General features: G+C 68.6%; 20 protein-coding genes, 1 tRNA gene and 1 pseudogene. 19 read left to right on the forward strand and 3 right to left on the reverse strand.

Annotation, left to right across the window (positions count from 1 at the left end; all coding sequences use genetic code 11):
• The first annotated feature begins 153 nt into the window (after positions 1 to 153).
• The 10 genes and pseudogenes from accA to VFX99_RS00490 all read left to right on the forward strand — a co-directional run bounded on the left by accA (position 154) and on the right by VFX99_RS00490 (position 10,944).
• Positions 154 to 1,866, forward strand: coding sequence for an acetyl-CoA carboxylase carboxyl transferase subunit alpha (gene accA, locus VFX99_RS00445; protein ID WP_329664352.1), 1,713 nt, complete (start codon positions 154 to 156; stop codon positions 1,864 to 1,866).
• Between the two features lie 11 nt (positions 1,867 to 1,877).
• Positions 1,878 to 2,432 carry an acetyl-CoA carboxylase biotin carboxyl carrier protein gene (locus tag VFX99_RS00450; RefSeq protein WP_329664353.1) on the forward strand — a complete coding sequence of 185 codons (555 nt, stop codon included), beginning with the start codon at positions 1,878 to 1,880 and terminating at the stop codon, positions 2,430 to 2,432.
• Positions 2,429 to 3,769 (forward strand): annotated as a pseudogene (locus VFX99_RS00455) (acetyl-CoA carboxylase biotin carboxylase subunit); the annotation flags it as partial. The gene VFX99_RS00450 and the pseudogene VFX99_RS00455, both read left to right, overlap by 4 nt.
• A gap of 155 nt (positions 3,770 to 3,924) precedes the next feature.
• Positions 3,925 to 4,191, forward strand: a complete 267-nt coding sequence (locus VFX99_RS00460; protein WP_329664355.1) for an acyl carrier protein — start codon at positions 3,925 to 3,927, stop codon at positions 4,189 to 4,191.
• Between the two features lie 2 nt (positions 4,192 to 4,193).
• Positions 4,194 to 4,724 carry an SRPBCC family protein gene (locus tag VFX99_RS00465; RefSeq protein ID WP_329664356.1) on the forward strand — a complete coding sequence of 177 codons (531 nt, stop codon included), beginning with the start codon at positions 4,194 to 4,196 and terminating at the stop codon, positions 4,722 to 4,724.
• Complete coding sequence (locus VFX99_RS00470) at positions 4,721 to 5,155, forward strand: cupin domain-containing protein (RefSeq protein ID WP_329664357.1); 435 nt, start codon at positions 4,721 to 4,723, stop codon at positions 5,153 to 5,155. The genes VFX99_RS00465 and VFX99_RS00470 overlap by 4 nt, the downstream gene beginning before the upstream one ends.
• Complete coding sequence (locus tag VFX99_RS00475; protein WP_329664358.1) at positions 5,152 to 6,432, forward strand: beta-ketoacyl-[acyl-carrier-protein] synthase family protein; 1,281 nt, start codon at positions 5,152 to 5,154, stop codon at positions 6,430 to 6,432. Before VFX99_RS00470 ends, VFX99_RS00475 begins: the two co-directional genes overlap by 4 nt.
• Positions 6,429 to 7,697, forward strand: coding sequence for a beta-ketoacyl synthase N-terminal-like domain-containing protein (locus VFX99_RS00480; RefSeq protein ID WP_329664359.1), 1,269 nt, complete (start codon positions 6,429 to 6,431; stop codon positions 7,695 to 7,697). The genes VFX99_RS00475 and VFX99_RS00480 overlap by 4 nt, the downstream gene beginning before the upstream one ends.
• Before the next feature lie 20 nt (positions 7,698 to 7,717).
• The gene (locus VFX99_RS00485) at positions 7,718 to 10,207 is read left to right on the forward strand and encodes an FAD-dependent oxidoreductase (protein ID WP_329664386.1); all 2,490 of its coding nucleotides are present in this window, start codon (positions 7,718 to 7,720) and stop codon (positions 10,205 to 10,207) included.
• 38 nt (positions 10,208 to 10,245) lie between these two features.
• Positions 10,246 to 10,944, forward strand: coding sequence for a TcmI family type II polyketide cyclase (locus VFX99_RS00490; RefSeq protein WP_329664360.1), 699 nt, complete (start codon positions 10,246 to 10,248; stop codon positions 10,942 to 10,944).
• 245 nt (positions 10,945 to 11,189) lie between these two features.
• Here VFX99_RS00490 and VFX99_RS00495 read toward each other — a convergent pair.
• Together VFX99_RS00495 and VFX99_RS00500 are read right to left on the reverse strand one after the other, a co-directional pair.
• Positions 11,190 to 11,265, reverse strand: a tRNA-Met gene (locus VFX99_RS00495).
• Between the two features lie 90 nt (positions 11,266 to 11,355).
• On the reverse strand, positions 11,356 to 12,357 hold the full coding sequence (locus VFX99_RS00500; protein WP_329664361.1) for a YafY family protein: 1,002 nt from the start codon (positions 12,355 to 12,357) through the stop codon (positions 11,356 to 11,358).
• A 61-nt stretch (positions 12,358 to 12,418) separates the two neighbouring features.
• Here VFX99_RS00500 and VFX99_RS00505 point away from each other — a divergent pair, with 61 nt between their 5' ends.
• From VFX99_RS00505 to ligD, 9 genes are all read left to right on the forward strand, one after another.
• Complete coding sequence (locus VFX99_RS00505) at positions 12,419 to 13,495, forward strand: ATP-binding cassette domain-containing protein (protein ID WP_329664362.1); 1,077 nt, start codon at positions 12,419 to 12,421, stop codon at positions 13,493 to 13,495.
• Positions 13,492 to 14,283 (forward strand): ABC transporter permease, encoded by a 792-nt coding sequence (locus VFX99_RS00510; RefSeq protein WP_329664363.1) that lies wholly within the window; start codon positions 13,492 to 13,494, stop codon positions 14,281 to 14,283. The genes VFX99_RS00505 and VFX99_RS00510 overlap by 4 nt, the downstream gene beginning before the upstream one ends.
• 117 nt (positions 14,284 to 14,400) lie before the next feature.
• Complete coding sequence (locus VFX99_RS00515; RefSeq protein WP_329664364.1) at positions 14,401 to 17,457, forward strand: hypothetical protein; 3,057 nt, start codon at positions 14,401 to 14,403, stop codon at positions 17,455 to 17,457.
• 74 nt (positions 17,458 to 17,531) lie between these two features.
• Positions 17,532 to 20,009: an ATP-dependent helicase gene (locus VFX99_RS00520; protein WP_329664365.1), complete on the forward strand. Its 2,478-nt coding sequence runs from the start codon at positions 17,532 to 17,534 to the stop codon at positions 20,007 to 20,009.
• A 42-nt stretch (positions 20,010 to 20,051) separates the two neighbouring features.
• Positions 20,052 to 21,134: an SseB family protein gene (locus VFX99_RS00525; protein WP_329664366.1), complete on the forward strand. Its 1,083-nt coding sequence runs from the start codon at positions 20,052 to 20,054 to the stop codon at positions 21,132 to 21,134.
• Between the two features lie 142 nt (positions 21,135 to 21,276).
• The gene (locus VFX99_RS00530) at positions 21,277 to 21,648 is read left to right on the forward strand and encodes a metalloregulator ArsR/SmtB family transcription factor (RefSeq protein WP_329664387.1); all 372 of its coding nucleotides are present in this window, start codon (positions 21,277 to 21,279) and stop codon (positions 21,646 to 21,648) included.
• Positions 21,645 to 22,118, forward strand: a complete 474-nt coding sequence (locus VFX99_RS00535; protein ID WP_329664367.1) for an SRPBCC family protein — start codon at positions 21,645 to 21,647, stop codon at positions 22,116 to 22,118. Before VFX99_RS00530 ends, VFX99_RS00535 begins: the two co-directional genes overlap by 4 nt.
• Positions 22,115 to 22,714, forward strand: coding sequence for a dihydrofolate reductase family protein (locus VFX99_RS00540; RefSeq protein ID WP_329664368.1), 600 nt, complete (start codon positions 22,115 to 22,117; stop codon positions 22,712 to 22,714). Before VFX99_RS00535 ends, VFX99_RS00540 begins: the two co-directional genes overlap by 4 nt.
• A 100-nt stretch (positions 22,715 to 22,814) precedes the next feature.
• Positions 22,815 to 23,861, forward strand: a complete 1,047-nt coding sequence (gene ligD / locus VFX99_RS00545) for a non-homologous end-joining DNA ligase (RefSeq protein ID WP_329664369.1) — start codon at positions 22,815 to 22,817, stop codon at positions 23,859 to 23,861.
• Between the two features lie 138 nt (positions 23,862 to 23,999).
• Here the strand turns inward: ligD and VFX99_RS00550 are convergent, their stop codons facing one another.
• Positions 24,000 to 25,046 (reverse strand): ATP-dependent DNA ligase, encoded by a 1,047-nt coding sequence (locus VFX99_RS00550; RefSeq protein ID WP_329664370.1) that lies wholly within the window; start codon positions 25,044 to 25,046, stop codon positions 24,000 to 24,002.
• Positions 25,047 to 25,110 lie beyond the last annotated feature (64 nt).

Below are 25,110 nucleotides of genomic sequence, written 5' to 3' on the forward strand. Positions count from 1 at the left end.
TTCTACCACTGGGAGTCGCCAGCCCACCAGGGCTGAATCCACCCTGCGGACCCCTTCGTCGGCCGACGTGGACGTCGACCACGAGTCAGCCGAGCACCCCGAGACACCGCCTCGCCCTTCCGGTTGTGAATACCCGCGAAAGAGGGGAATCCGATGACACACACGCTGGAGCCAGTGCTGTTGCCCGCTGGCCGGGCCGAGTGGACGAAGTGCCCGGGGTGCGGTTGCCTTGTCTACCACAAGCGACTGGATCGAAACCTGCAGGTATGTCCTGAATGTGAGCACCACGTGCGAATGGGGGCGCGGGCTCGCATCGAATTGCTGGTCGATGAAGGAAGTTTTCGCGAGGCGGATTTCGACCCTTTGGTGCCCGACCCGCTCGAATTCTCCGACTCCCGTATGTATCGGGACCGATTGACCGACGCAATGGCGAATTCCGGGGAATCCGAGGCGGTCATCGTGGGCGCCGCACTCCTCGGTGGCCGGAGGGCGATTCTCGCCGCGATGGAGTTCTCTTTCATGGGCGGGAGCATGGGCCTGGAGGTCGGCCGCCGGGTGAGCGAGGCGGCCAGCCTGGCACTCCGGCTGCGGCAGCCACTGATCGTCGTGTGTGCAAGCGGCGGAGCACGGATGCAGGAGGGGGTGTTCTCGCTTCTGCAAATGTCCCGCACGGCGGTCGCCTTTGCCCGGCTTCGAGAGTCGGGCGTGCTGTCGGTGTGCGTGCTCACCGATCCTACGTACGGAGGTGTCTCCGCATCCTTCGCCAGTCTGGGCTCGGTGGTGATCGCCGAAAGGGGCGCGCACGTCGGGTTCGCCGGCCCTCGGGTCGTGCAGGAAACCATCCGCGCGGCGCTTCCCGCAGGCTTTCAGACGGCTGAATCGCAGCTCTCGCACGGCTTGGCGGACCGAGTGGAAAACAGGGCCGACCTACGGTCGGTGCTGATCCGGCTGATAGATCTGCATGCCGGACGAAGCACCGGCATCGCCTCCGATCCCGCCCCCGAGTCCACAGAAGCGAGGCCGGCCGGGCCTCCGCCAGTGCGGGACTCGTGGGCGGTGGTTCAAGCCGCGCGTAGCGTTGATCGGCCGACGACAGCGGACTACCTTCGGCTCGTTTTCGACGATTTCGTCGAACTGCATGGCGATCGGGCCTATGCCGATGACCCCGCAGTCATCGGCGGGGTGGCATCCCTTGCCGGTCGGTCTGTCGTGGTCATCGGCAATCAGAAGGGCCACACGGTCAAAGAGCTCGTCGCTCACAATTTCGGGATGGCCCACCCCGAGGGCTACCGCAAGGCCATGCGCCTGATGGAGCACGCCGAGGTGTTCGGGCTGCCGGTGGTCACGTTCGTCGACACCCCTGGCGCTCACCCCGGCCCGGATGCCGAGGAGCGCGGGCAGTCGATCGCCATCGCCGATGCCATCATGCGCAGTTCGCGGCTGCGGGTTCCGGTGGTCGCCATCATCACGGGCGAAGGCGGCAGCGGCGGAGCCCTGGCGCTCTGCACCTCGGATCGGCTGCTGGTGCTGGAGAACGCGTTCCTTTCGGTGATCAGTCCGGAAGGGTGTGCGGCGATCCTCTGGAGGAGCGCGTCGTCGGCGCCGACTGCGGCCAGGGCGCTGCAACTGGGCGCGCCGCAGCTGTTGAGCAGCGGCATCGCCACCTCAGTGGTACCCGAACCGGCCGGCGGTGCGCAGGCGGATCCGGCTGCCTGCGGACGAACCCTTCGCGAGATCATCATCCGGGAGATCGACGAGCTGGGGGGCATCTCCCCTGCCGATCTGCTGTCGGGTCGGGAGCAACGGTTCTCCCGGCTCGGTGGCGCGGCCGCCGCGATGACTCTGCCTACGGACATCGCTGGCTGAGGCGGACCGAGATGACGACGAACAACACGATTGCATCCAGGAACGGCGATGTTCCTGGCGCGGCAGCACTTCTCCCGGCACCCGGCAACGCGGAATCGATGCTCGAGCTGCGGCAGGAAGTGGCCGAACTCGCCCGGACGCTACCCGGCGACCTGCGCCGCATACGGGTCCGCGGCGGCGATCGCGAGATCGAGGTCGAGTGGGCCGACCAGGCGGGAACCGCGGAGTCGGTTGTCGATCAGCGGACCACGGCTCACCCCGGCCAGGCAGCACGCGTTGCGCCCGCGGTGCCCCCATCCGTCGTGGACGACGCGTTCACGGCAGTGCGGGCACCGCTGGTCGGCTGTTTCTACGCCGCGCCGTCACCCGGCGCAGAACCCTTCGTCCGTGTCGACGACGAGGTGGAGGCCGACACCACGGTGGCGATCATCGAGGCGATGAAGATGATGAACCCGATCGTGGCGGGCGAGTCGGGCATCGTCGCCGAGGTGTTGGTGAGCAACGGTGAGTCTGTCGAATACGACCAAGTTCTCCTGCGCCTTCGTCCGAAGGAGCAGGCGGCATGATCCGGAAACTGCTCATCGCCAACCGCGGTGAGATCGCCGTTCGAATTGCCAGGACGTGCCGGGAGTTGGGCATCGACGTCGTCGCCGTGCACAGCTCCGCCGACCGGGATTCCGAGGTCGTCCGGTTGGCCGACATCGCCGTGAACATCGGCCCACCGGCACCCCGACGGAGCTACCTGAACATTCCCAACATCATCGAGGCTGCCCTGCAGACAGGCGCCGACGCCATCCATCCCGGCTACGGTTTCCTGTCCGAGGACCCGGATTTCGCGGAGATCTGCGAGTCGGCGGGGTTGACCTTCATCGGCCCGCCTCCGTCGGTGATGCAGGACATGGGCAATAAGGCCACGGCGCGTCGGCTCATGGCCGAGGCGGGGCTGCCGATGCTGCCCGGGGTGGTCGAACCGGTGCGCTCGGTGGGTGATGGGCAGGAGATCGCCGACGAGATCGGGTATCCCGTCATCATCAAGGCTGCTGCCGGTGGCGGCGGCCGCGGGATGACGGTCGTCCACAGCGCGGCCGATTTCAGCGACGCGTATGTCAGCACGCGCGAGGTTGCCAGGGCGGTCTTCAGCGACCCGGCAGTCTACGTGGAGCGTTACCTGGCCGGTGCGCGCCACGTAGAGGTGCAGGTGCTGTGCGACGAGCACGGCAACGGCGTCTTTCTGGGGGAGCGCGATTGCTCGCTGCAGCGTCGTCATCAAAAGCTCCTCGAGGAGGCGCCCGCCGCCCACATGACGGTCTCGCAGCGCGAGCACCTGGGGGCGCTGGCCGTGCGCGGGGCGCTGTCGGTCGGCTACACGGGCGCCGGGACCATGGAATTCCTGGTCGACGGCAGGGGAGAGCCCTACTTCATGGAAATGAACGCCCGAATTCAGGTGGAGCACCCGGTCACCGAGATGCTGACCGGCATCGACCTGATCCGCGAACAGATCTTGATCGCCGATGGTCTGCCTCTCGGCTTCGAGCAAGCGGATGTGCGATGCAGTGGAGCCGCCATCGAATGCCGGATCAACGCCGAGGACCCGGCGCGGGGGTTCGCGCCGACACCCGGTCGGCTCGACATCTACCGAGCGCCGGCCGGGCCCTGGACGCGGATGGACACCGGGTACCGGGAGGGCGATCAGGTGAGCCCGCACTACGACTCATTGCTGGCCAAACTCATCGTGTGGGCGCCCACCCGGGATCAGGCACTGTCCAGGATGGATCGCGCCCTGGCCGAAATGGCGGTGGACGGGCCAGGCCTGTCGACGACGGCGACCCTGCATCGAGCATTGCTGCGGCACCCCGACATTCGCGCCGACCGGCATGACATCCAGTTCCTCGACCGGGAGATGCCTGGCCTGCTCGCCAGTGCTGACGAAATTCGTCAGCAGGGATCCCACGTCGCCTCGCTGACGTCAGATGCCGTCTTCGCCGTCCCAGCCCCCGCGGAGCCGATCCGGCCTCGCGGTCTTTCCCCAACGCCCCACCTAGAGGAGGTCATCCCAGCATGAACGACACCTTCACGATCAGCGATCTGATGACGTTGCTCACCAGAAAGGCCGGTCTGCCGATCGCGTCCCAGACCGACGACCCCTCGGCCCGGTTCTCCGACGTCGGACTCGACTCGCTGGCATTTCTTGAGATGCAGACCGAACTGGCGGCCGTCTATGGGATCGAAATGCCCGACGATCGAACGGAGCACTACACGTTCGGTGAGATCGTCGACGTGGTGCAGAGCCAGCTCGCGATGCCCTCCGTCGAACGAGCGTCGTAATCGTGGACACTGCAGGGCACACCGACAACTCCATCGTCATCGACGCCCCGCTGGAGTTGGTGTGGCAGCTGACCAACGACCTCGGCAATTGGCCGAATCTGTTCACCGAATACGCGTCGGTCGACATCCTCGAGAACCGGGACAACCGCTACTTCCTGTTCCGGCTGGCCATGCATCCGGACGCTGAGGGGACGGTCTGGAGCTGGGTCTCCGAGCGGACTCTCGACCCGATCGCTCGCCGAGTGACCGCCCGGCGCGTCGAGCCTGGCCCGTTCGAGTTCATGGACATCGAGTGGACGTACCGGCCCGTGGCAGGCGGAACGGTGATGCGTTGGGTGCAGGACTTCCGGATGCGCCCGACGGCGCCGGTCGACACCGCCGCCATGACCACTCGGATCGACTCCAACAGCAAGATCCAGATGGCCATCATCGCCCAGAAGGTGCAGGCAGTCGCCGCCGGCTCAGAACCACTCCCGCCGGGGCCTGCAGAATCCGCCGCTCTTGTATCGACCACCGCTGAGGAGTTCCGTTGACCATCAATGCGCACCCCACATCGGCAGTCAGGTGCGGCCCCACCGTGCATCGCGACGAAGCCCCGCCGAACTACCGCCGCGGCGGGGACATCCGCACTCTGCTGTCACCGGCCAGTGTCGGGTCCACTGCGGCCTTCATGGGAACACTCAGCCTCGCGCCCGGGGAGATTGTCACCGAACACTGGCATCCCTACTCCGAGGAATTCCTCTACTGCGTCTCCGGTGACGTCTTGATCACCGTGGACGGTGATGAGCGACGACTGGTGGGGGAATCAGCGATCCATATTCCCATCGGGGTACGTCACCGCATCGTCAATGACGGCTCGGCACCTGCCTTCTTCGTCTTCACCTGCGGGCCGCTGGCGCCACGCCCGGAGCTGGGCCACGTCGACACCGAACCATCACCCGGATCCCTGGGGGCAGTCCGATGAGCACCGGCCGGAGGGTGGTCGTCACGGGCATCGGGGTCGTCGCACCCGGCGGCGTCGGAAAGCAGGCGTTCTGGAACCTGCTGACGGAGGGTCGCACCGCTACGCGCAGGATCAGCTTCTTCGATCCCGCGCGTTTTCGGTCGCAGATCGCCGCAGAAGTCGACTTCGACCCGCTGACCTCGGGCCTGACGCCGCAGGAGATCTACCGCAACGACCGCTTCATCCAGTTCGCCATGGTCGCAGCGGACGAAGCCGTCGCCGACAGTGGGTTGGACCTGCGCTCTGGAGCCGGAGTCGATCATGACCGGCTCGCGATCAGCGTGGGCAGTGCGGTCGGCGCGACGATGCAGCTCGAGGATGGGTACGTCAACGTCAGCAACCACGGTCGGGACTGGCTGGTCGATCCCGCGTACGGGTCGAAGTTCCTGTACAACTCGCTGATCCCCAGCAGTGCAGCCACCGAACTCGCCATGCGGTTCCATGCGCACGGGCCGGCGTCGGTGATGTCGACCGGTTGCACATCCGGGATCGACGCCGTCGGCTACGGCGCGCAACTGATCCAGGACGGCGACGCCGACATCGTCATCGCGGGAGCGAGTGATGCTCCCATCTCACCGATCTCCGTCGCCTGTTTCGACACCATTCACGCGACGTCCGCGCGCAACGATGATCCCGAATGCGCATCGCGGCCGTTCGACGCGACTCGTGACGGGTTCGTGATGGGCGAGGGCGGGGCGGTGCTGGTCCTGGAGGAGTACGCCAGCGCCCGGGCGCGAGGCGCCCACATCTATTGCGAGATCGGCGGCTTCGCCAACAGGTGCAATGCCTTCCATATGACGGGGCTGCGGCCTGACGGGGTGGAGATGAGCGCCGCAATCGATGCCGCGCTCTGCCAGGCCGAGCTCGACCCGACGACGATCGACTACGTCAACGCCCATGGTTCGGGCACGAAGCAGAACGACAGACACGAGACCGCCGCGGTCAAACGCAGCCTCGGTCAGCACGCCTACGAGATCTCGATGAGCTCGATCAAGTCCATGGTCGGGCATTCGCTGGGTGCGATCGGCTCCATCGAGCTGGTCGCCTGCAGCCTCGCCATCGAGCACGGCGTCGTTCCGCCCACCGCGAACCTGGAGAACCGCGACCCGGAGTGCGATCTGGACTACGTGCCCAAGACCGCCCGTGCCATGCCGGTGGACGTCGTCGTCTCGGTGGGCAGCGGCTTCGGCGGATTCCAGTCCGCGATCGTGCTTGCTAAACCCGAGGTGGCGGCATGACCCGCGCGGTGGTCACAGGCATCGGTGTGATCGCGCCCAGCGGTATCGGCGCCGACCAGCACTGGAAGAGCATCCTTGCCGGTGAGTTGAGTGTGCGCCGCATCACCGCCTTCGATCCGACCCGCTACAGCACCACGATTGCGGGGCAGGTCGAGGGATTCGAGGTGACCGACCATGTGGACCCGAGGCTGGTCGTGCAGACCGACCGCTGGACGTGGATGTCCCTGGCTGCAACACGAATGGCCCTCGACGACGCACTGTACAACCCTGCGGACCACGATCCGTATGCGACGTCGGTGGCTCTCGCGGCGGGTTCGGGCGGCAACGAGTTCGGCCAGAGGGAGATGACCGGCCTGTATACAAAAGGCCCCCGAGCGGTCGGTGCCTACCAGTCCATTGCCTGGTTCTACGCGGCCAGCACCGGGCAATCCTCGATCCGGCACGCCACGAAAGGCCCTGCCAGCGTGCTGGTGACGGAGGGAGCCGGCGGCATGGACAGCCTCGGCCATGCGCGCCGTGTGGTTCGCCGCGGAACCACAGCAGTCATCGCCGGCGGGACGGAAGCCCCGCTGTCGCCCTACGCCCTGACCTGCTACGCCACCAGCGGACGGTTGACGACGGCGGCTGACCCGCGTGCCGGTTACAAGCCTTTCGACGAGCAAGCCAACGGATATGCGCCCGGTGAGGGTGGGGCTGTGCTTCTGGTCGAGGATCTCCGCGCCGCGGTCAACCGGGGGAGTCCTCAGATCTACGGGGAGATCGCCGGGTACGCCGCGACCCACGACGCGTTCGACCCCAATGCTCCGGCGCCGGACGCGACGTACATGGCCCGGGCGATGAGCCTGGCGATCGCGGACGCCGGCCTGACGCCCGATGACGTCGATCTGATCGTCGCCGATGCGGCGGGAGTGGCCGAACTCGACGCTCTGGAGGCGTCCGCGCTGCGAATGGTTTTCGGCGACAGGATCAGCGCCGTGCCGGTCACCGCCCCCCAGGGCTTCGTCGGCCGACTCAACGCCGGTGGTTCAGCGCTCAGTGTGGCGACGGCGCTGCTGGCCGTTCGCGAGGGTGTGGCGCCGGCGGTGGGAAACCTCGACCAGCCCCATCCGGCGTACGGACTCGATCTGGTGCGGGTGCCGCGCGAGCTCGACCTCGACGTCGTATTGGTCAACGCCCGCGGCTTCGGCGGATTCAACAGCTCGATGATCGTGCGCAAGATCGTCCCTGCGGATCTCGAGGGCCTTTCCGGGGAGGGCTTCTCGTGAGCGAACCAGTGATCAGGACTGTGCTCCGTATGCGCGCGCGGCAGGGCCTGGAGGCGGAGTTCGAAATGGCCTGGGCCCGGGCGGCTGCCGAGATCAGTCGCGTGCCGGGCAATGTGCGTCAAGAGCTCTCCCGGGATGTCGACGACTCACGCACCTTCGTCATCACCAGCGAATGGATCGACCGCGCCGCTGTGGATGCATTCGGCCGCAGCGATCAACGTGAGGCCCTGACCGCGGGGTTGCGGGATCTGCGCGAGGACGCCGCCCGCAGCACGTACGAGCTGCTCAGCACCGTCCCGGCAACCAAGCCGCTGCCGATCCGCATCGATCTGACCACCAGAGTCAGCCCGGGAGAGGAAGAGGCATTCGAGCACGCCTACGCAATCGTCGCGTCGCGGCTGGCGGGCACGCCCGGGCTGATACGCGAAGAACTCCTCAAGGAGCCGGGATCGTTCGTCTACCACATCTTCGCCGAGTGGGAATCCGAGCAGGACTTCATCAACTGGGTGGAGGATCCGTCGCACGCCGACCAGAGTGGGCCGCTGGCCCGGTGGTTGTCCGTTGAATTCGCGCGGCGGGTCTTCGAGATCCGCTACCGCCCCGCTCAGCACCAACGGACCCCGGGCACCCCGGAATTCCCGGCCGTGCAACAGTCCTCCGCGCGCCCGGCTATCGCCCCGCCGCTGACAGCGCCGGCGCGGGCGATCGCCGTCGCGCCGACGCTGACGGTCGAGGCAGCGGCAACACCTGCACCGGCTCCATCTCCGGCACCGACGGCCGCCCCTGCCGCGACGTCAGCGCCCTCCAGGGCCCGCAACTCCGCGACCCGTAACGACGCGAGGGACGTCGACGTGCTGGTGGTCGGCGGCGGACCGGTCGGCCTGACCTGTGCCATCGAGTTGGCCCGCAGGGGAATCGCGGTCCGCGTCATCGACAAGCGGCCCGAAGCCGCCGCCCAGGCGGACAAGGCAATCGGCATCCATTGCCGGACGATGGAGATCTGGGAGGACCAGGGGGTTGTCGCGGAAGCGATTCGCGCAGGGGTCTGGTTGCATGGCCAAACGGTTTTCGTGAACGGGAAGCTGACCCATCAGGTCGACTGGGCCGGACTGAGCGACCTTCCCTACGCGCACCTCGGCCTGCCGCAATACGAGACGGAGCGGATTCTGAGCGACCGGCTCGCCTCCCTCGGAGTCACGCTGGAACGCGGCGTCGAGCTGACCTCCTTCCAGCAGGATGCCGATGGGGTGGCCGCGACGCTGAAAAGCACCTCCGGTGCCACGACGGTCACGCGAGCGCAGTATCTGGTCGGTTGTGACGGTGGACACAGCGCGGTGCGTGCGGGCCTCGGGTTGCAGTTCGAGGGCGGGCTGTCGATGTTCCCGCAGCTGTTCATGCTGGGTGACGTCCAACTCGATTGGACGATGCCGCCGGGCCATCTCCTCCGCTTCGTGCGGATCGAGGACGATGGCGACTTCACCGGGATGCTGGTCTGCGTCCCATTGCGGGGCCGCGGGCGCTACCGGGTTGCGACCTTGGCGCCGCAGCCGCTGCAGAAGACCATCGGGTCGGGGGTCGTCCCGGCCGGATTCTGGCAGGAGTACACGCCCCCCACCCTCGCGGACATCCAGGCCGTGCTCGACGATCTGGCACCCGAGCCGACCACCGCCAGCAACCTGCGATGGTCATCGATCTTCCGCATCAAGCACGGCATCGTCGACAGGTATCGAGCCGACCGCGTCTTCGTCGCGGGCGACGCCGCACATCTGCATCCGCCGGCCGGCGGGCAGGGCCTGAACACCGGCATCCAGGACGCGTGGAATCTGGGCTGGAAGCTCGCGCTCGCCGTCCGCGGCATCGCGGCGCCAGCCTTGCTCGACAGCTACGACGCCGAGCGGCGCCCGGCGGGCAAGGCGATCGTCGACCGCGCCGTCGCGCTCGCATTCACTGACGAGATGGACATGGAGGACGAAAAGGCGCAGTTCCTGCTCGAGATGCAGATGACCATGAACTACGCCGGAAGCGCCCTGGTCGGCGAGGAGATCGGCCCTGCCGCGGTTCTGGGCGGGCCAGCGCCCGGCGAGCGGGCACCGGACGTGCAGGGCCTGACCAGGTTCGGAGTCGGTCACAACCTTCGCCTGTTCGATCTCACGCGTGGAACGAGATCCACGCTGCTGCTCTACGCCGACGAAACCGTGAACGAGGGCGACATGGTGGAGTTGGACAAGCTCGCCACCGCGGTGTGGCAACGTTCCTCGGGCGAGGTCGAGGCCTATCTCATCACGAGCAGGGATGCCCAGGTACCCGCGCATCTCGACGTTCCCGTTCTGCGGGACAGCGCCGGAAACTTCCGGAGAATCTATGACGGGCAGGGACTCACCGCGTACCTGATCCGCCCCGACGGGCACGTCGGGTATCGCAGCGCCCCGGCGACGCTCGCCGGAATCAGCGACCACCTGCAGCGCATCTTCATCGACGCCCCGCCGACAGTCGTTCAATCGCGGATTTAGGCGAAACCCCACCAACAATCGAGCGAAAGAAGAGAGCCATGACCTTCCGCCCCTTCCGCAACGTGATCGTCTGTCACATGGTGCCAGGCAGCGAGGAAAAGGTCGGTGCCGTCTTCGGCCACTACGACCAGATCACCCGACCGCAGGACCTCGGCGTCATCGGCCGCAGCCTGCTTTCCCACGACGATCTGTACATCCACGTCCTCGATCGCAAGCAGGACCCGGAGGTGTCCGGCCAACGCCGGGGGCTGCCGGCGTTTCAGCAGATCGCGGAGGAGATCGGTCCGTATGTCACGCCGTACCCGAGTTACTGGGAGAACCCGTCGCACTCGGTCGCCAAGGAGTTCTACAGCTGGGTTCCGGACGGGGATGTCCCCGCCGAGCGGGCGGTGACCGTCATCATCCAGCGGATGAAGCCCGATACAGAGTCCGACATCGCTCAGGTGTTCGCCGACTCGGACGCAGGTCCGCTGCCGATGGAGACGGGCGTGACCGGGCGTTGGCTGTATTCCATCGATGACGTCTTCGTGCACCTGCTGGAGCAGGACAAGGTGAAGGCGGCCGCCGTCCGGCAGAATCACGAGTCCCACCGGCCGGCTTTCGCCCAGATCATGAATGACCTGAGCCCGTATCTCTCGCCGTACCGACCGGAGCGATGGCAGACGCCGAGAGACTCGGCGGCCAACGTGTTCTATCGATGGGATGCCGAGGACTGGACTCCCCCGACCGACGACTGACGTCCGCGCCACCGCGCACGTCACTCCCTCCGACTCCGACGAGCTACGACTGCGGTGGCCGGGGCGCTGGACACCCTCGTGAGCGTGCCACCAGACTGTGACTCATGCACACGGTTGCCTCCGTTGGCATCCGGACACCCGGCGAGCGCCTGCGCGTAGTGAGGGCAATGTGGGCAAAACCGCTACCGCTTTACACGCAAAGGGCCACGATCCCTTGTGAACACGGGGATCGTGCCCCTTCTGAATGGACGCGACGGCGGGAGTCGAACCCGCAACGCCACCGGATATGAGCCGGGGCCCGGGTCCGCCCGGATCGCCGCGATGTGCCAAAGCTAGCGCCGACGCACGACAGAAGCCAGGAGCGTGAACCTGGGTTTCGCTGTGAGTCTTCGCGTTTCGCTTCGGCCGGCGTCAGCCGGCGCGGGCGAGCCCGACCGCCGCCGGCGGCGCAGCATCCAGCGCCCGCAGCATCCGCTCGAGCGTCTCGCGCAGCTCCGAGCGCGAGGGCTCGGCCAGATCGGTGGTGTATTCGACCCCGGCCGGCACCCAGGACATGCCGTACATCGTCTCGCGGAAGTCCTGACCGCCCACGGGCCATCGCGTCCGACCCGCGCCCTCCGGCGTCGCGCCCTGGCCCCACTGACCGAACGCGTCGCGCATCGCGTCGATCGAGAGGTCCATGACGATGTCGGTCTCGACGGCGGTGCGCACCCACGAGCGTGCGACGAGGATGAACTCCTCGATCTCCTCGGGGGTGAGCGTGCGCGGTTGGAACAGAACGCGCGTGTGCTCGATCCCGCTCACCCGGTCGACGCGGAACGTGCGCCAGTCGTCGCGCTCGACGTCCCAGCACAGCAGATACCAGTGCCGATCGGCCGGCGCGAGCGTGTACGGCTCGACCCGGCGGCGTGAGATCTCACCGGATGCCGCGGTGTAGGTGAAACGCACGCGTTCGTGGTCGCGGCACGCGAGCGCCAGTTCGCCCAGCACCTCGGTCGAGACCGCTTCTCCGGTGCGGATGCCGGTCGGCTGGACGGCATCCGCCAGGGCGGTGACCCGCCGGCGCAGGGGAGCGGGCAGCACCTGCTCGAGCTTGGCGAGGGCGGTGAGCGCCGTCTCCGACCCGCCGACCAGCCGCTGGGCCGCCGCGACGCGCAACCCGATCGCCATGGCCACGGCCTCCTCGTCGGTCAGGAGCAGCGGCGGCACGGCGCTCCCTGCCTCGAGGCGATATCCGCCCGCGACGCCGGGTGTCGACTCGATGCGGTACCCGAGGTCACGCAGGCGCTCCACATCGCGCCGGACGGTGCGCTCCGTGACGCCGAGGCGCTCCGCCAGCTCGGCGCCTGGCCAATGGCGGTGCGTCTGGAGCAGATTCAGGAGCGACAGTGCGCGGGTCGTCGTATCGGACATGAGACAAGATTGCCCTAGAACGAGGACCGAACCTGTCCGCAATCGGTCCTATCTTTGCGGCATGGCGAACGAACCGATCATCCAAGCCGAGGGTCTCACCAAGAGATTCGTCGTGAAGAAGAAGACCGTCGAAGCCGTGACCGACCTGACCTTCGAGGTTGATCGCGGTGACCTTGTCGCATTCCTCGGGCCGAACGGCGCGGGCAAGTCGACCAGCCTCCGCATGCTCACCACCCTCATCCCGCCGACGGCCGGCACGGCGCACGTCGTCGGCTTCGACATCCTGAAGAGACCCGCCGACGTGCGCGCGCGCATCGGGTACGTGGGTCAGCTGACGAGCGGCAGCTTCGCCCAGCGCGCGCGCGACGAGCTGCTCAGCCAGGGAGCGTTCTACGGGATGTCTCGCTCCGCGGCGGCCAAGCGCGCTGAGGAGCTCATCGAGTCGCTCGATCTCGCCGGCTTCGCGAGTCGGTCGGTGCAGCAGCTCAGCGGCGGGCAGAAGCGACGCCTGGACGTGGCCCTCGGGCTGATGCACGCCCCGCCGCTGCTGTTCCTCGACGAGCCGTCCACGGGCCTCGACCCGCAGAGCCGCGCGAACCTGTGGCAGCACATCCTCGACCTGCGCGCACAGCACGGCACGACCGTGTTCCTCACCACGCACTACCTCGAAGAAGCCGACCGCTACGCCGAGCGGGTCATGGTCATGGACAAAGGACGCGTGATCGCGGATGACACCGCCGCCGCGCTGAAGGCGAACCTCGCCGGCGATCTGCTGACCTTCGGCTTGGCGTCACCGGATGACGCCGACCGCGCCGTCGCGGTCGTGCAGGGGCTGACCGATCGTGAGGTCAGGCGCGACGGTGCAGCATCCGTCGCCCTCACCGCACCGGAAGGCGACGAGCTGCTGCCCGCCGCGGTCCGCGCGCTCGATGCCGCCGGCATCCGGGTCGTGCGGGCGACGGGCGTGCCGCCGACCCTCGACGACGTCTTCCTCGCTCTGACCGGGCGCACTCTGCGCGAGGCGGGCGAGGGCGAGCCGAACGAGGAGGAACAGACGGCACCGGAGAACGCAGAACAGGATGCCGGAGCCGCCGCCTCGAAGAGGGATGCATCCGTCAAGACAGGAGCAGAGCGATGAGCACTCAGACCCGCCCCGACACCGCCGCGGTGCGCGCGAACCCCGCACGCGACACGTGGAACGTCCTGACCCGCGAACTGAAGCCGGTCCTGCGCGACCCGTTCACGCTGATCTTCAGCCTCGTGCAGCCCCTGATCTTCTTGGGGCTGTTCGCGCCGCTGCTGATCGGCTCGTCCGGACAGCCCGTCGGCGAGACCCTGCAGTGGTTCGTCCCCGGCGTGCTCGTGATGATCGTCTTGTTCGGCACCGGCGCGACCGGCTCGAACCTGCAGTACGAGATGATGACCGGGTCGCACGAGCGCACGCTGGTGGCGCCGCTGTCGCGGTCGTCTCTGCTGGTCGGCCGGGCCCTGAAGGAGATCGCGCCGATCGTGGTGCAGGCGCTCATCATCGTGCTGATCGCGTGGCCGTTCGGCTTCACGATCCACGTGCCCGGGCTGATCCTCGGGCTGGCTCTGCTCGCCGTGTTCGGCGTCGGCCTCGGGTCGCTGTCGTACACCCTGGCGCTGAAGACCAAGGACCGCGAGTGGCTGTTCTGGGGTGTGCAGCAGACGCTGATCTTCCCGCTGCTGATCCTGTCCGGCATGCTCCTGCCCCTCGACGAAGCGCCCCCGTGGATGAGCGCGGTTGCCACCGTCAACCCGGTGAACTGGGTGGTTCAGGCGGAGCGGGCGCTGCTGGCCGGCGACCTCGGCGCGATCACCGTGCTGTGGGGCTGGATCGCCGCGCTCGTGCTCGCGGTGCTCGGCCTGTGGGCGGGCGTCCGCGCGATCCGCAAGAGCAGCTGAGCCTGTCGCGAGTTGCCACTCGCCGTCGTCTTTCCGCCTGGAACAGCGACGTCGAGTGGCAACTCGCAGCCTCGGGGCGGGTCTGGTCCGGTTCGGCTGACCGGCTAGCGTGAACGCATGACAACGGCGAAGCGGCGGGGGCTGCTCGCCATCGTCACCGCCGTCGTGCTGATCGCACTCGGAGCGGGCGTCGGCATCGTCGTGGGAGACGCCCTCGGCATCCGCACCGAGCCGGCGACCCAGATGGAGCCTGCGCCCCCGGTGGTCCCGACGGTCACCGCCGCGGTGCCCCCGCCACGGTTCACCGCGATTGACGCCCCGTCGACGATCCGGGTCGACGTCGCGCTCGACGAACTGGCGGATGCCGCGGCCGACGCGTCGGAAACGCTCGGCGAGGCATCCCTCACCGTCGTCGCCGGAGGCGGCGACCCGGCCGACGAGACCTACCGGCTCGCCGGTGCCCCCGACGCGCTGCGCATCGAAGCGGTCAGCGAGGCGGGCGCGGTGCGCGGGATCTACGACCTCGCCGCCCAGGTGCGCGCCGGGCGCCCCGTCGCCGCGCACCTCGGCGAGGAGGTGGGCTCACGCCTGTCGTTCCGCATGGTCGACATGGGCGCGGTCGCGGTCACCCCCGATCCGGCCGAATGGGCGGAGGGGGACGACTACTCGCACGCGTCGAACGCCTTCGCCGAGGTGATCCTGCCGGATCCGCCGTACATCGACCCCGAATCGCTCGGCGAGGCCTTCGACGACTTCGACCTCTTCCTCCGCCACTCGCTCGCGAACGGGTACAACGCCGTCGCATTCCCCGGGCTCGTCGAATACGTCACGTTCGACGACGCCGCGGACGGCCCCGTGTACGCCGAAGGAGACGACCACCGCGCCAAGGCGCTGGCGCTGCGGGAGGCGTTCGGGCCGTTCTGGGATCGAGCCGACGAACTCGGGATGAAGGTGTTCCTGCGCACTGACATGCTGACCCTGACGACCCCGCTCGAGCAATACCTGACCGATCGGCTCGGCTCCCTCGACACCGCCAACCCCGAGCTCTGGGACGTCTATGCGGCCGGCCTCGACGAGCTCTACGCGGCGGAGCCGGCGTTGGACGGCGTGCTCATCCGCATCGGCGAGGCGGGTCGCGTCTATGACGTCGAGGGCTGGGACGTGTACTCCGCGCTCGCCGTGACGTCGGTCGACTCGGTCCGGGCGATGCTCGACGCGTTCACCACCCAGGCCGAGGCATCCGATCGGGAGGTGATCTTCCGCACGTGGAGCGTCGGGGTCGGCGCGGTCGGCGACATGCACACCGACCCGGCCTCGTACGAGGCGGTGCTCGGCGGGGTCGATTCGCCGGCACTGATCGTGTCGACCAAGTACACACTCGGCGACTTCTACAGCTGGCTGCCGCTGAACGTGACGCTCGAGCAGGGCGGGCAGCGCCGGATCGTCGAGTTCCAGAGCAGGCGCGAGTTCGAGAACTTCGGTGCCTTCCCGAACGACCTCGGGCCCGAGTATCAGTACGCGATCCGGACGCTGGTCGCCGCCGACGGCCGCATCGAGGGTATCTGGACCTGGACGCAGGACGGCGGGCCGTGGCGGGCGGGGCCGATGACGCTGTACCTGAAGGCCGGCTTCTGGCAGCTCTACGAGCTGAACACGATGCTCGCAGCCGACCTCGCGCGCGACCCCGATGCCGATGTCGCCCGCATCACGGAGGACTGGGCGCGGGAGTGGTTCTCGGACGACCCCGCCACCGTTTCGGCGATCGTGGAGGCGATGTCGTCGTCCCGGCCCGCCATCGAGCAGGGCATGTACATCGAGCCGTTCGCCGAGCAGCGGGCCTTCGCGATCGGGCTCGAGCCGCCGCCGATGATGTGGATCTTCGAGTGGGACATCCTCACCGGCGACTCCGCCGTGCTCGACGTGATCTACGCGATCTCGCGGGGCGCGACCGGAGGTGACATCGACGCGGCGATCGCGGGCGGCACGCAGGCCGTCGCGGACGTCGAGGCCATGCGCGAATCGATCGCCTCGACGGATGCCGCCACCTGGCGCGATCCGAAGCTGCGCGATGCGTTCGTCGGCACGATGGACTACGAGGTCGATGTGCTCCGGCTGCTCGCGTCGTACCGGGCCATGATCCTCCACCAGGCGCAGTGGCACGACACGGCCTCGAGCGACGCGCACGCGGCCTGGCAGGCCGACCGGGACGAATTCGAAGCGCTCGCCGCCGCGCACCTGGCGCGGTACACCGGCGACATCGACTACCCCGCGTACAACCTGACCGCCGCCGAACTGGGCGTGCAGCGCGCCGACCGCGACCTGGCGATGGCCTGGATGGCGCGCGGGCTGCTGGTGCTCGCCGGCCTGTGGGTGGTGATCGGAGTCTTCGCGTCGCGGACCAGCCTCGTCCGCCGCCCCGGTGCCGCAGCCGCCCGTGCCTCCTGGCTCGGCGCGACCCGGCCGTGGCGGGCGCGGGAGTCCACACTCGGACTGCTGCCTCTGGACCGCTGGCTCCTTCTCGGCGTGCCCGCAGCGCTGCTGATCGCCACCCGCGCGGTGCAGACCTCGTTTCTGTCTTGGACGCACCTGGCCGCCGTGATCGGCGCCTGGATCGTGTTCGTGCTGGTGGTGCGGCTGCTGGTCGGGCGACGCTCGCCCTGGCCGGTCATCGCGGCGGTCGGCGGAGTCGTGGTGCTCCGGTGCATCGTGACGCTGCTCGCGCTGTCGGTCACCGGTCCCGGCGGCTACTGGTTCGCGTTCTGGACCGAGCCGACGCGCCGCACTGTGTACATCGCGTTCGCGTTCGCCCTGTTCCTCTGGCTGTTCGTGGCCGCAGGCTGGGCGCTCGCTGCGCACGTCGGCCGTCGGAGAGCCATCGGCACGGTTCTCGCCGGCATGGGCGCAGCGCTGGCGGCACCCGCTCTGGTCGTCGGGATCGTCGGTCTCGAGCAGGCCCTCACCCTGTGGAACGACGAGCTCGGACTGCTTCCGTGGGGTCTCGCGCGCATTCTCGGGATCACGGTCTATCTCGACATCCCCGCCGCAACGGCATGGTTCGCCGCCGGCTTCGGGCTGCTGATCGCCGTCGCCGGGCTGCTGCTCGCGCTGCCGTACGGGCGCGACGATCGCCACGCCGAACCCGAGGCGGCCGCGGCCGCCGACCTGATGAGCTAGCCGCGTGTCGCAGGGCGTCGGGGAGTACCCGCACGCGGGTGCCTGTCGGCGGGCGCGCCTAGACTTGTAGTGCTATGACTGATGCCTCCGCGGCCGCCGAGCGCGCGGCATCCGCACCTCTGATCATCGTCGACGGCGACCGCGGTCCGCGATCGGGCGCCGGCCCGTCGGCGCGCGCCGACGAGGACCTGCTCGAGGGGCTGAACCCGCCGCAGCGCGATGCGGTCACCTATCGCGGCCCCGCCCTGCTCATCGTCGCCGGTGCGGGCTCAGGCAAGACCAGCGTGCTCACCCGCCGGGTGGCCTCCCTCCTGCGCACCAAGGAGGCGTGGCCCAGTCAGATCCTGGCCATCACGTTCACCAACAAGGCGGCCGGCGAGATGCGCGACCGCGTCGGCCAGCTGATCGGCGATCGGGCGCAGGGCATGTGGATCTCGACGTTCCACTCGGCGTGCGTGCGGATCCTGCGGCGTGAGGCCGAGCAGTTCGGCTTCACGAAGTCCTTCACCATCTACGACTCCGGCGATTCCCGCGCGCTGATCAAGCGCCTGGTCAAGGAACACGAGGCCGATGCCTTCGGGCTCACTCCTGCCGGAACGATGAGCCGCATCTCGAAGCTCAAGAACGAACTGGCCGACGCCGAGTCGTACGCGCGGTCGGCGAACATGAGCGACCCCGCCGAGCGCAAGTTCGTGGATGTGTTCAGCGATTACCAGCGGGCCCTGCAGCGCGCCAACGCCTTCGACTTCGACGACCTCATCGGGCAGACGGTCTACCTGTTCCGGGCATTCCCGCATGTCGCCGACATCTACCGTCGCAGGTTCCGCCACATCCTCGTCGACGAGTACCAGGACACCAACCACGCGCAGTACGCGCTGATCCGCGAGCTGACCCGGCCGATCGGGTCGGATGCACCGCCCATCGCGTCGTCGGGCGGGATGATGATCTTCGAGGCCGACCCGGCTGAGGATCCCGACCGGGCACCGGCATCCCTCACCGTCGTCGGCGACTCCGACCAGTCGATCTACGCCTTCCGCGGCGCCGACATCCGCAACATCACCGAGTTCGAGCGAGACTACCCGGGCGCGAGGGTGGTGCTGCTCGAGCAGAATTACCGCTCGACGCAGAACATCCTGAGCGCGGCCAACTCCGTCATCGGGCACAACTTCGACCGTAAGGACAAGAAGCTGTGGACCGACGTCGGCGCGGGTGAGAAGATCGTCGGCTTCACCGGCTACTCGCAGCACGACGAGGCGCAGTTCGTCGCGGACGAGGTCGAGACGCTCCGGCGCGGCGGCATCGACTACTCGCAGATGGCCGTCTTCTATCGCACCAACTCGCAGAGCCGTGCGCTGGAGGAGATCTTCATCCGGTCGGCCGTGCCATACAAGATCATGGGCGGCACGAAGTTCTACGAGCGGGCCGAGATCAAGGACGCCCTCGCCTACCTCGTCGCGGTGTCCAACCCCGCCGACGAGATGGCGCTGCGTCGCATCATCAACCGCCCCCGGCGCGGGATCGGCGACGTGACGATCGAGACGATCTCGCGGTACGCCGCGAACGAGCAGATCACGTTCCGCGACGCGCTCGCCAACTCGTCGGCACTCGGGGTCGGACCGAAGATCCAGGCGGCGATCGCACACCTCGACGCCGTGCTCGCCGAGGCCTCCGAGCTCATGCTGCCCGCTACGGGCGAACTGGCCCCGCCCACGGCGGTCGCGGAGGGGCTCCAGCTGCTGCTGGGCAAGACCGGGTACACCGACGCGCTGCGCGCCAGCCGCGACGCACAGGACGAGGCCCGCGTCGAGAACCTCGACGAGCTCGTCGCCGTCGCCCGCGAGTTCGCCCGCAACAACCCCGAGGGAACGGTCGTGGACTTCCTCGCGGAGGTTGCGCTCGTCTCGGATGCCGACGACCTCGAGGACGCCTCAGGCTCGGTCTCGCTCATGACGATGCACACCGCGAAGGGCCTCGAGTACGACGCGGTGTTCGTCACCGGCGTCGAAGAGGACCTCATCCCCCACCGGATCTCGGCGGGCGAACCCGGCGGACCGCAGGAGGAGCGCCGCCTCTTCTACGTCGGCATCACGCGCGCCCGCAAGCGCCTGTACCTGTCGCTGGCGATGACGCGCGCCCAGTTCGGCGAGATCTCGGTCGCCATGCCGAGTCGGTTCCTGCAGGAGATCCCGACCGACCTGATCCACTGGCGGCAGTCGCCCGGAGACGTGAACTCGCGCGGCGGCATGCAGTCCCGCGCGCTCAACGCGCGCCGCCCCGGCGGGGCGCCCGCGGGGCGGCGGTACGGCGAAGACCTGGTGCCGAAGTCGACGTCGATCGAGCGCTTCGCGAACCGCATCCCGGCCAAGGTGCGCGACAACGGCGACATGCAGCTGGCGACCGGAGACCGCATCCGTCACGACGACTTCGGCGAAGGACGCGTGGACGCCGTCACGGGCGAGGGTGCGAAGCGTGTCGCGCATGTGCGATTCGAAACCGCGGGGCCGAAGAAGCTGCTCATCAAGATCGCACCGATCGAGAAGATCGAGCCGTAGCCGGTCCTGCGGGCGCAGCATCCCTCGGGCTACGCTCCACACATGGCTCTCTTCTCCAAGCGGAAGAACTCGGACGGCACCGATGCCGAAGGGGACGCCCCCGAACCGGCCGGCTCCACGGCCGGCGACGCGGCTGATCCCGGGTCCGCGTCCGCGTCGGTCGGATCGTCGGATGCCGGGGGCGAGGCCGACGGAAGCGCGGAGGCCGCGGCATCCGTCGGGATCTCGGTGACGTCGTACCGGGGACTGGGCGCCGAGGCGACGCCTCCGGGCGCGGCGCCCGCCGAGTCGGGTGAGGCCTCCCGGACACGGACGCTGCCGCCGGCCGGGAGACCGCCCGAGGCCGAGGCGGTTCCGGGGCTGCGCGACAACGTCGTGCTGCGCGAAGCGCTGGCCGCCCTGCCGTCGCCCGCGACGCCGAGCGACATCCTCGGGGTGGCGCGGCAGCTGCTGCAGGGGCATCTCTACCTGAGGGTCAAGGGTGACGCGCGCACGCTGCTGGCGGCGGGGGAGGACCTTCCGATCGGGGTCGTGACTCTGAACGGCAACCAATACGTTCTCGCGTACAGCGGCGCGACAGCGCTGCGCACGAGCATCAAGGCCGACACCGACATCGGCACCTCCGCGATGGCTCAGCCGGTGCGCGCGGTCATCCGGTACGTCCTGTCGGGCAGCTACGCCGGGCTGATCCTCGATCACGCATCGGCGCCCGCTCGCGCGGTGATCCCGCGGGAGCTGCTGCAGAAGCTGAGCGACCAGGCCGATCCGACCTTCGAGCTGAAAACGCTCCTGTCGGACGCGCGAAGCGATGCGACCGCGTCGTCAGTCGCCGAGGCGCTCACTCGTGCGAAGTTCTGGGTCGCGGTCAACAAGGCTGCCGACGGGCAGCTGGGAGTCGCCGAAGCGCGGACGGACGACGGCGCCCGGCTTCTGGAGATCTTCTCCCACCCGCTGGAGGTGGCGTCGTCGCTGCGCGGGGATCGGGCGGCCCCGATGACCGCAGCGCAGCTCGCCGGCGCTCTGCGCAACGACGAGGGGATCCAGGGCGTGCTGGTCGATCCGGGCGGTCCGTGGATCCGCTTGTCTCGCAACGACCTGGCGCCCGTCCTCGCCCTCACCGACTGACGCGCTGCCAGCACCGGTTGACGTCGACGCTGTTTCGCGGTATCGTTATCAATCAAGTGGTTTATCAAAAGAACGGTTGATAAGGATGCCCGTGCCCAAGCCCTCACCAGTCCCCGCTGACGCGGCGACCGGACGCGGGGGCGTGGGCCCGGCCCCGCTCGACAAAGCGTTCGCAGCTCTCTCGGACCCGGTGCGCCGCGCGATCGTGGCGCGTCTGAGCCGAGGCCCTGCGACGCTCGGCGAGCTGGCCGCGCCGTTCGCCATCACGCTCCAGGCCGTCTCGAAGCACATCAGCGTGCTGGAGGACGCCGGGCTCGTGTGGCGGACGCGCGAGGCGCAGCGTCGTCCGGTCCACCTCGATGCCGCCGCCCTCGCCCGGCTCACGTCGTGGATCGACCGGTACCGGCTCGAAGCCGAAGCCGCCTACCGTCGCCTGGATGCCGTGATCGCGGCATCCCGAATCGAAACCACCGGCACGGCAACCAGCTCAGCAACGAAGGAGAAGGAATCATGAGCAATCCCGTCGTCATCGATGCGACCCCCGGCCAGTCGTACGCCGACATCACCCGCGAATTCGAGGCACCGGTCGAGGCCGTCTTCCGTGCCCACGCCGACCCGGACCTCTACAAGAGCTGGGTCGGGCCCCGGAACTATGAGACCCAGATCACGGAATGGGACTTCCGCACCGGCGGCGGTTACCGCTTCGAGCAGAGCGGCGAAGAGGGCACGTTCGGATTCCGCGGTGTCTTCCACACGGTCCGTGAGAACGAGCTGATCATCCAGACGTTCGAGTACGAGGGCGCGCCCGACGAGGTCAGCATCGACGTGCTCCGCTTCGAGGAGCTGCCGGGGGGGCGGTCGCGCATCGTCGATCACAGCGTGTTCGGCAGCGTCGAAGCGCTCGAGTCCATGATCGAGCAGGGCATGGAAGTGGGCCTGCGCGAGGGCTACGAGCAGCTGGACGAGCTGCTCGCGAAGTCATGACCGGCAGTGTCGTCGCGTCCGCCACGATGTCGCTGGACGGCTTCGTCGCCTACCAGAACAACGACCCCGGTGCGCTGTTCGACTGGTACGAGGCCGGCGATGTCGAGGTGGTCAACGCAGGCACCCTTCCGCCGTTCCACCTCACCCGTGAGAGCGCGGACTACTGGACCGAGTGGACGACGAAGGTCGGATGCCTCGTGGTCGGCCGCACGCTGTTCGACATCACCGACGGCTGGACCGGCGAGCATCCGATGGGCGTGCCGTTCGTCGTGCTGACCCACGAGGCGCCGACCGACTGGGCCCACGCCCACACCGGCAACGCGCACTTCGTGACGGAGGGCATCGAGGCCGCCGTCGCGAAGGCGAAGGAGATCGCCGGCGACGGCACCGTCGGCGTCGCGGCGGGGACGATCGCAGGTCAGGCGCTGGCCGCGGGCCTTCTCGACGAAGTCGCGATCGACCTGGTGCCGATCGTGATGGGCTCGGGGCATCGGTACTTCGAGGACGTCGACCCCGCCGACGTGAAGCTCGGCGATCCGACGCTGATCATCCCGGCACGGCGCGTGACGCACATGCGGTTCCCGGTGCTGCGCTGACTGCTCCTGCCCCGCGTCGCGCGGACGCACCGCCCCTCGGTCCATCGCCAGAGGGCGGTGCGTCCTCGCGCGTGCCGGGAGGGGCCAATAGGGTCGAGCCATGGCGAGCGAGCGCATCACCCTGACCGTGCCCGGACCGGACGGCGACCGGGAGGTCGGGCTCTCTAGCCCGAACCGCGTGCTGTGGCCCGAGCTCGGCATCACCAAGCACGAGCTCGCGGAGTACGTGCTCGCGGTCTCGGGCCCGTTCCTGGCCGCCAACGGCGACCGGCCGGTGTCGCTGGAGCGCTACCCCGAATCGATCGACGGCGAGTCGTTCTTCTCCAAGAACCCGCCGAAGGGCACGCCCGGCTACGTCGAAGCGGTCACCGTCACCTACAACAGCGGCCGGCGGCATCCGCAGCTCGTGCTGACCGAGCCGGCCGCGATCGTGTGGGCGGTGCAGATGAACACGATCGTGTTCCACCCGTGGGCATCGCTGGCCGGCGACACCGACAACCCGGTCGAGCTGCGCATCGACCTCGACCCTCAGCCGGGCACGGACTTCTCGGATGCCGTCCCGGCCGCGCACGCGTTGCGCGAGGTTCTGCGCGAGGCGGGCCTGGAGGCGTGGGTCAAGACGAGCGGCAACCGCGGCATCCATGTGTTCTGCCCCATTGAGCCGAGCCACGAGTTCCTCGAAGTGCGGCACGCGGTGATCGCCGCCGCGCGCGAGCTCGAGCGACGCATGCCCGACAAGGTCACCACCAGCTGGTGGAAGGAGGAGCGCGGCGAGCGCATCTTCGTGGACTTCAACCAGGCCAACCGCGACCGCACCATGGCGGGCGCGTACAGCCCGCGGGCGCTGCCCACCGCGACCGTCGCCACTCCGGTGACGTGGGACGAGCTCGATGGGGTGGACCCGGCTGCCTTCACCATCCGTTCGGTGCCGGAGCGGCTCGCCTCGACCGGCGACCCGTGGGACGCATTCCTCGACCGTCCCGGTCGCATCGACACCCTGCTCGAGTGGTGGGAGCGCGACCTTTCGAACGGGCTGGGCGAGCTGCCGTTCCCGCCCGACTTCCCGAAGATGCCCGGTGAGCCGCCGCGCGTACAGCCGAGCAAGAAGAACCCCGAGAACTGGACGGAGGACGGCCAGGCACGCTGACTCGCGCTCGCGCGGCCGCGCGGGCGCCGGGGTCGCCGAACCCATGCTCTGCCCGCGAGCCCAGGCGCTCTCGGCGAGCTGAACGCATGGACTCGCGCGGAAGGTGTGGGTTCGGCGTCAGGAAGGAGCGGGCGGCGCTCAGTCCAGTACGGCACCCACGTCGTAGGCCGACACGGACTCGAGCTGCTCGTACGTGCACGACGCCGGGTCGCGGTCGGGCCGCCAGCGCGCGAACTGCACCGTGTGCCGGAAGCGCCAACCCTCGAGCTGGTCGTAACGCACTTCCAGCACGCGCTCCGGCCGGAGGTGCACGAAGGACGAGTCGCGATCGGGCGCGGAGAAGCGCGACTTCTCGCCCTCGCTCTTGACCGCGCCGCCGGCCTCGTCGCGTTCGACGAGCGGTGCGAGCTCGTCGATGAGCTCGACCCGCCGGGCGTTCGTCCAGGCCGAGACGGCGCCGACCGGGTACAGCGTCCCGTCCTCGGAGTACAGCCCCACGAGCAGTGATCCCACGCCCTCGCCCGACTTGTGGATGCGGTAGCCCATCGCCACGACGTCGGCCGTCCGGGCGTGCTTGATCTTGAACATGGTCCGCTTGTTCGGCGCATACGGCTGGGCCAGCGGCTTGGCGACGACGCCGTCCAGCCCGGCTCCCTCGAACTCGCTGAGCCAGCCGCGGGCGGTGTCGGCATCCGTGGTGGTCCTGGTCACGTGGATCGGATGCGGCAGACCGGCGAGCAGGTCGACGAGCTCGGCACGCCGCGTCTCGAATGACTCGTTCTGCAGGTCGCGGTCGCCGCGGGCGAGCAGGTCGAACGCGATGAACATGGCGGGCGTCGTCTCGGCGAGCATGTTGACACGGGATGCCGCGGGGTGGATGCGCTGGGTGAGCGAGTCCCAGTCGAGGCGCTGCGCGCCGGGTTCGCCCTTGGGCACCACGACCTCGCCGTCGAGCAGGCAGGGCTCGGGCAGGAGCCGGGAGAACGCCTCGACGAGCTCGGGGAAGTAGCGGGTGAGCGGCTTGGCGCCACGGCTGCCGATCTCGACGTTCTCGCCGTCCCACGACACCAGGCCGCGGAAGCCGTCCCACTTCGGCTCGTAGCTCAGCCCCCCCGGCACCTTGTCCTGGTCGGGCACGTCGGGGACCGACTTGGCGAGCATGGGCGCGGGGATGTCGTACGGCATGGGTCCATCCTGCCCTCCGTCCGCGACACGGGCGAGACGCGGTCGCGAGCGATGGGCGCGGACG

Source organism: Microbacterium sp. (assembly GCF_036277215.1).
Classification (GTDB): Bacteria; Actinomycetota; Actinomycetes; order Actinomycetales; family Microbacteriaceae; genus Microbacterium.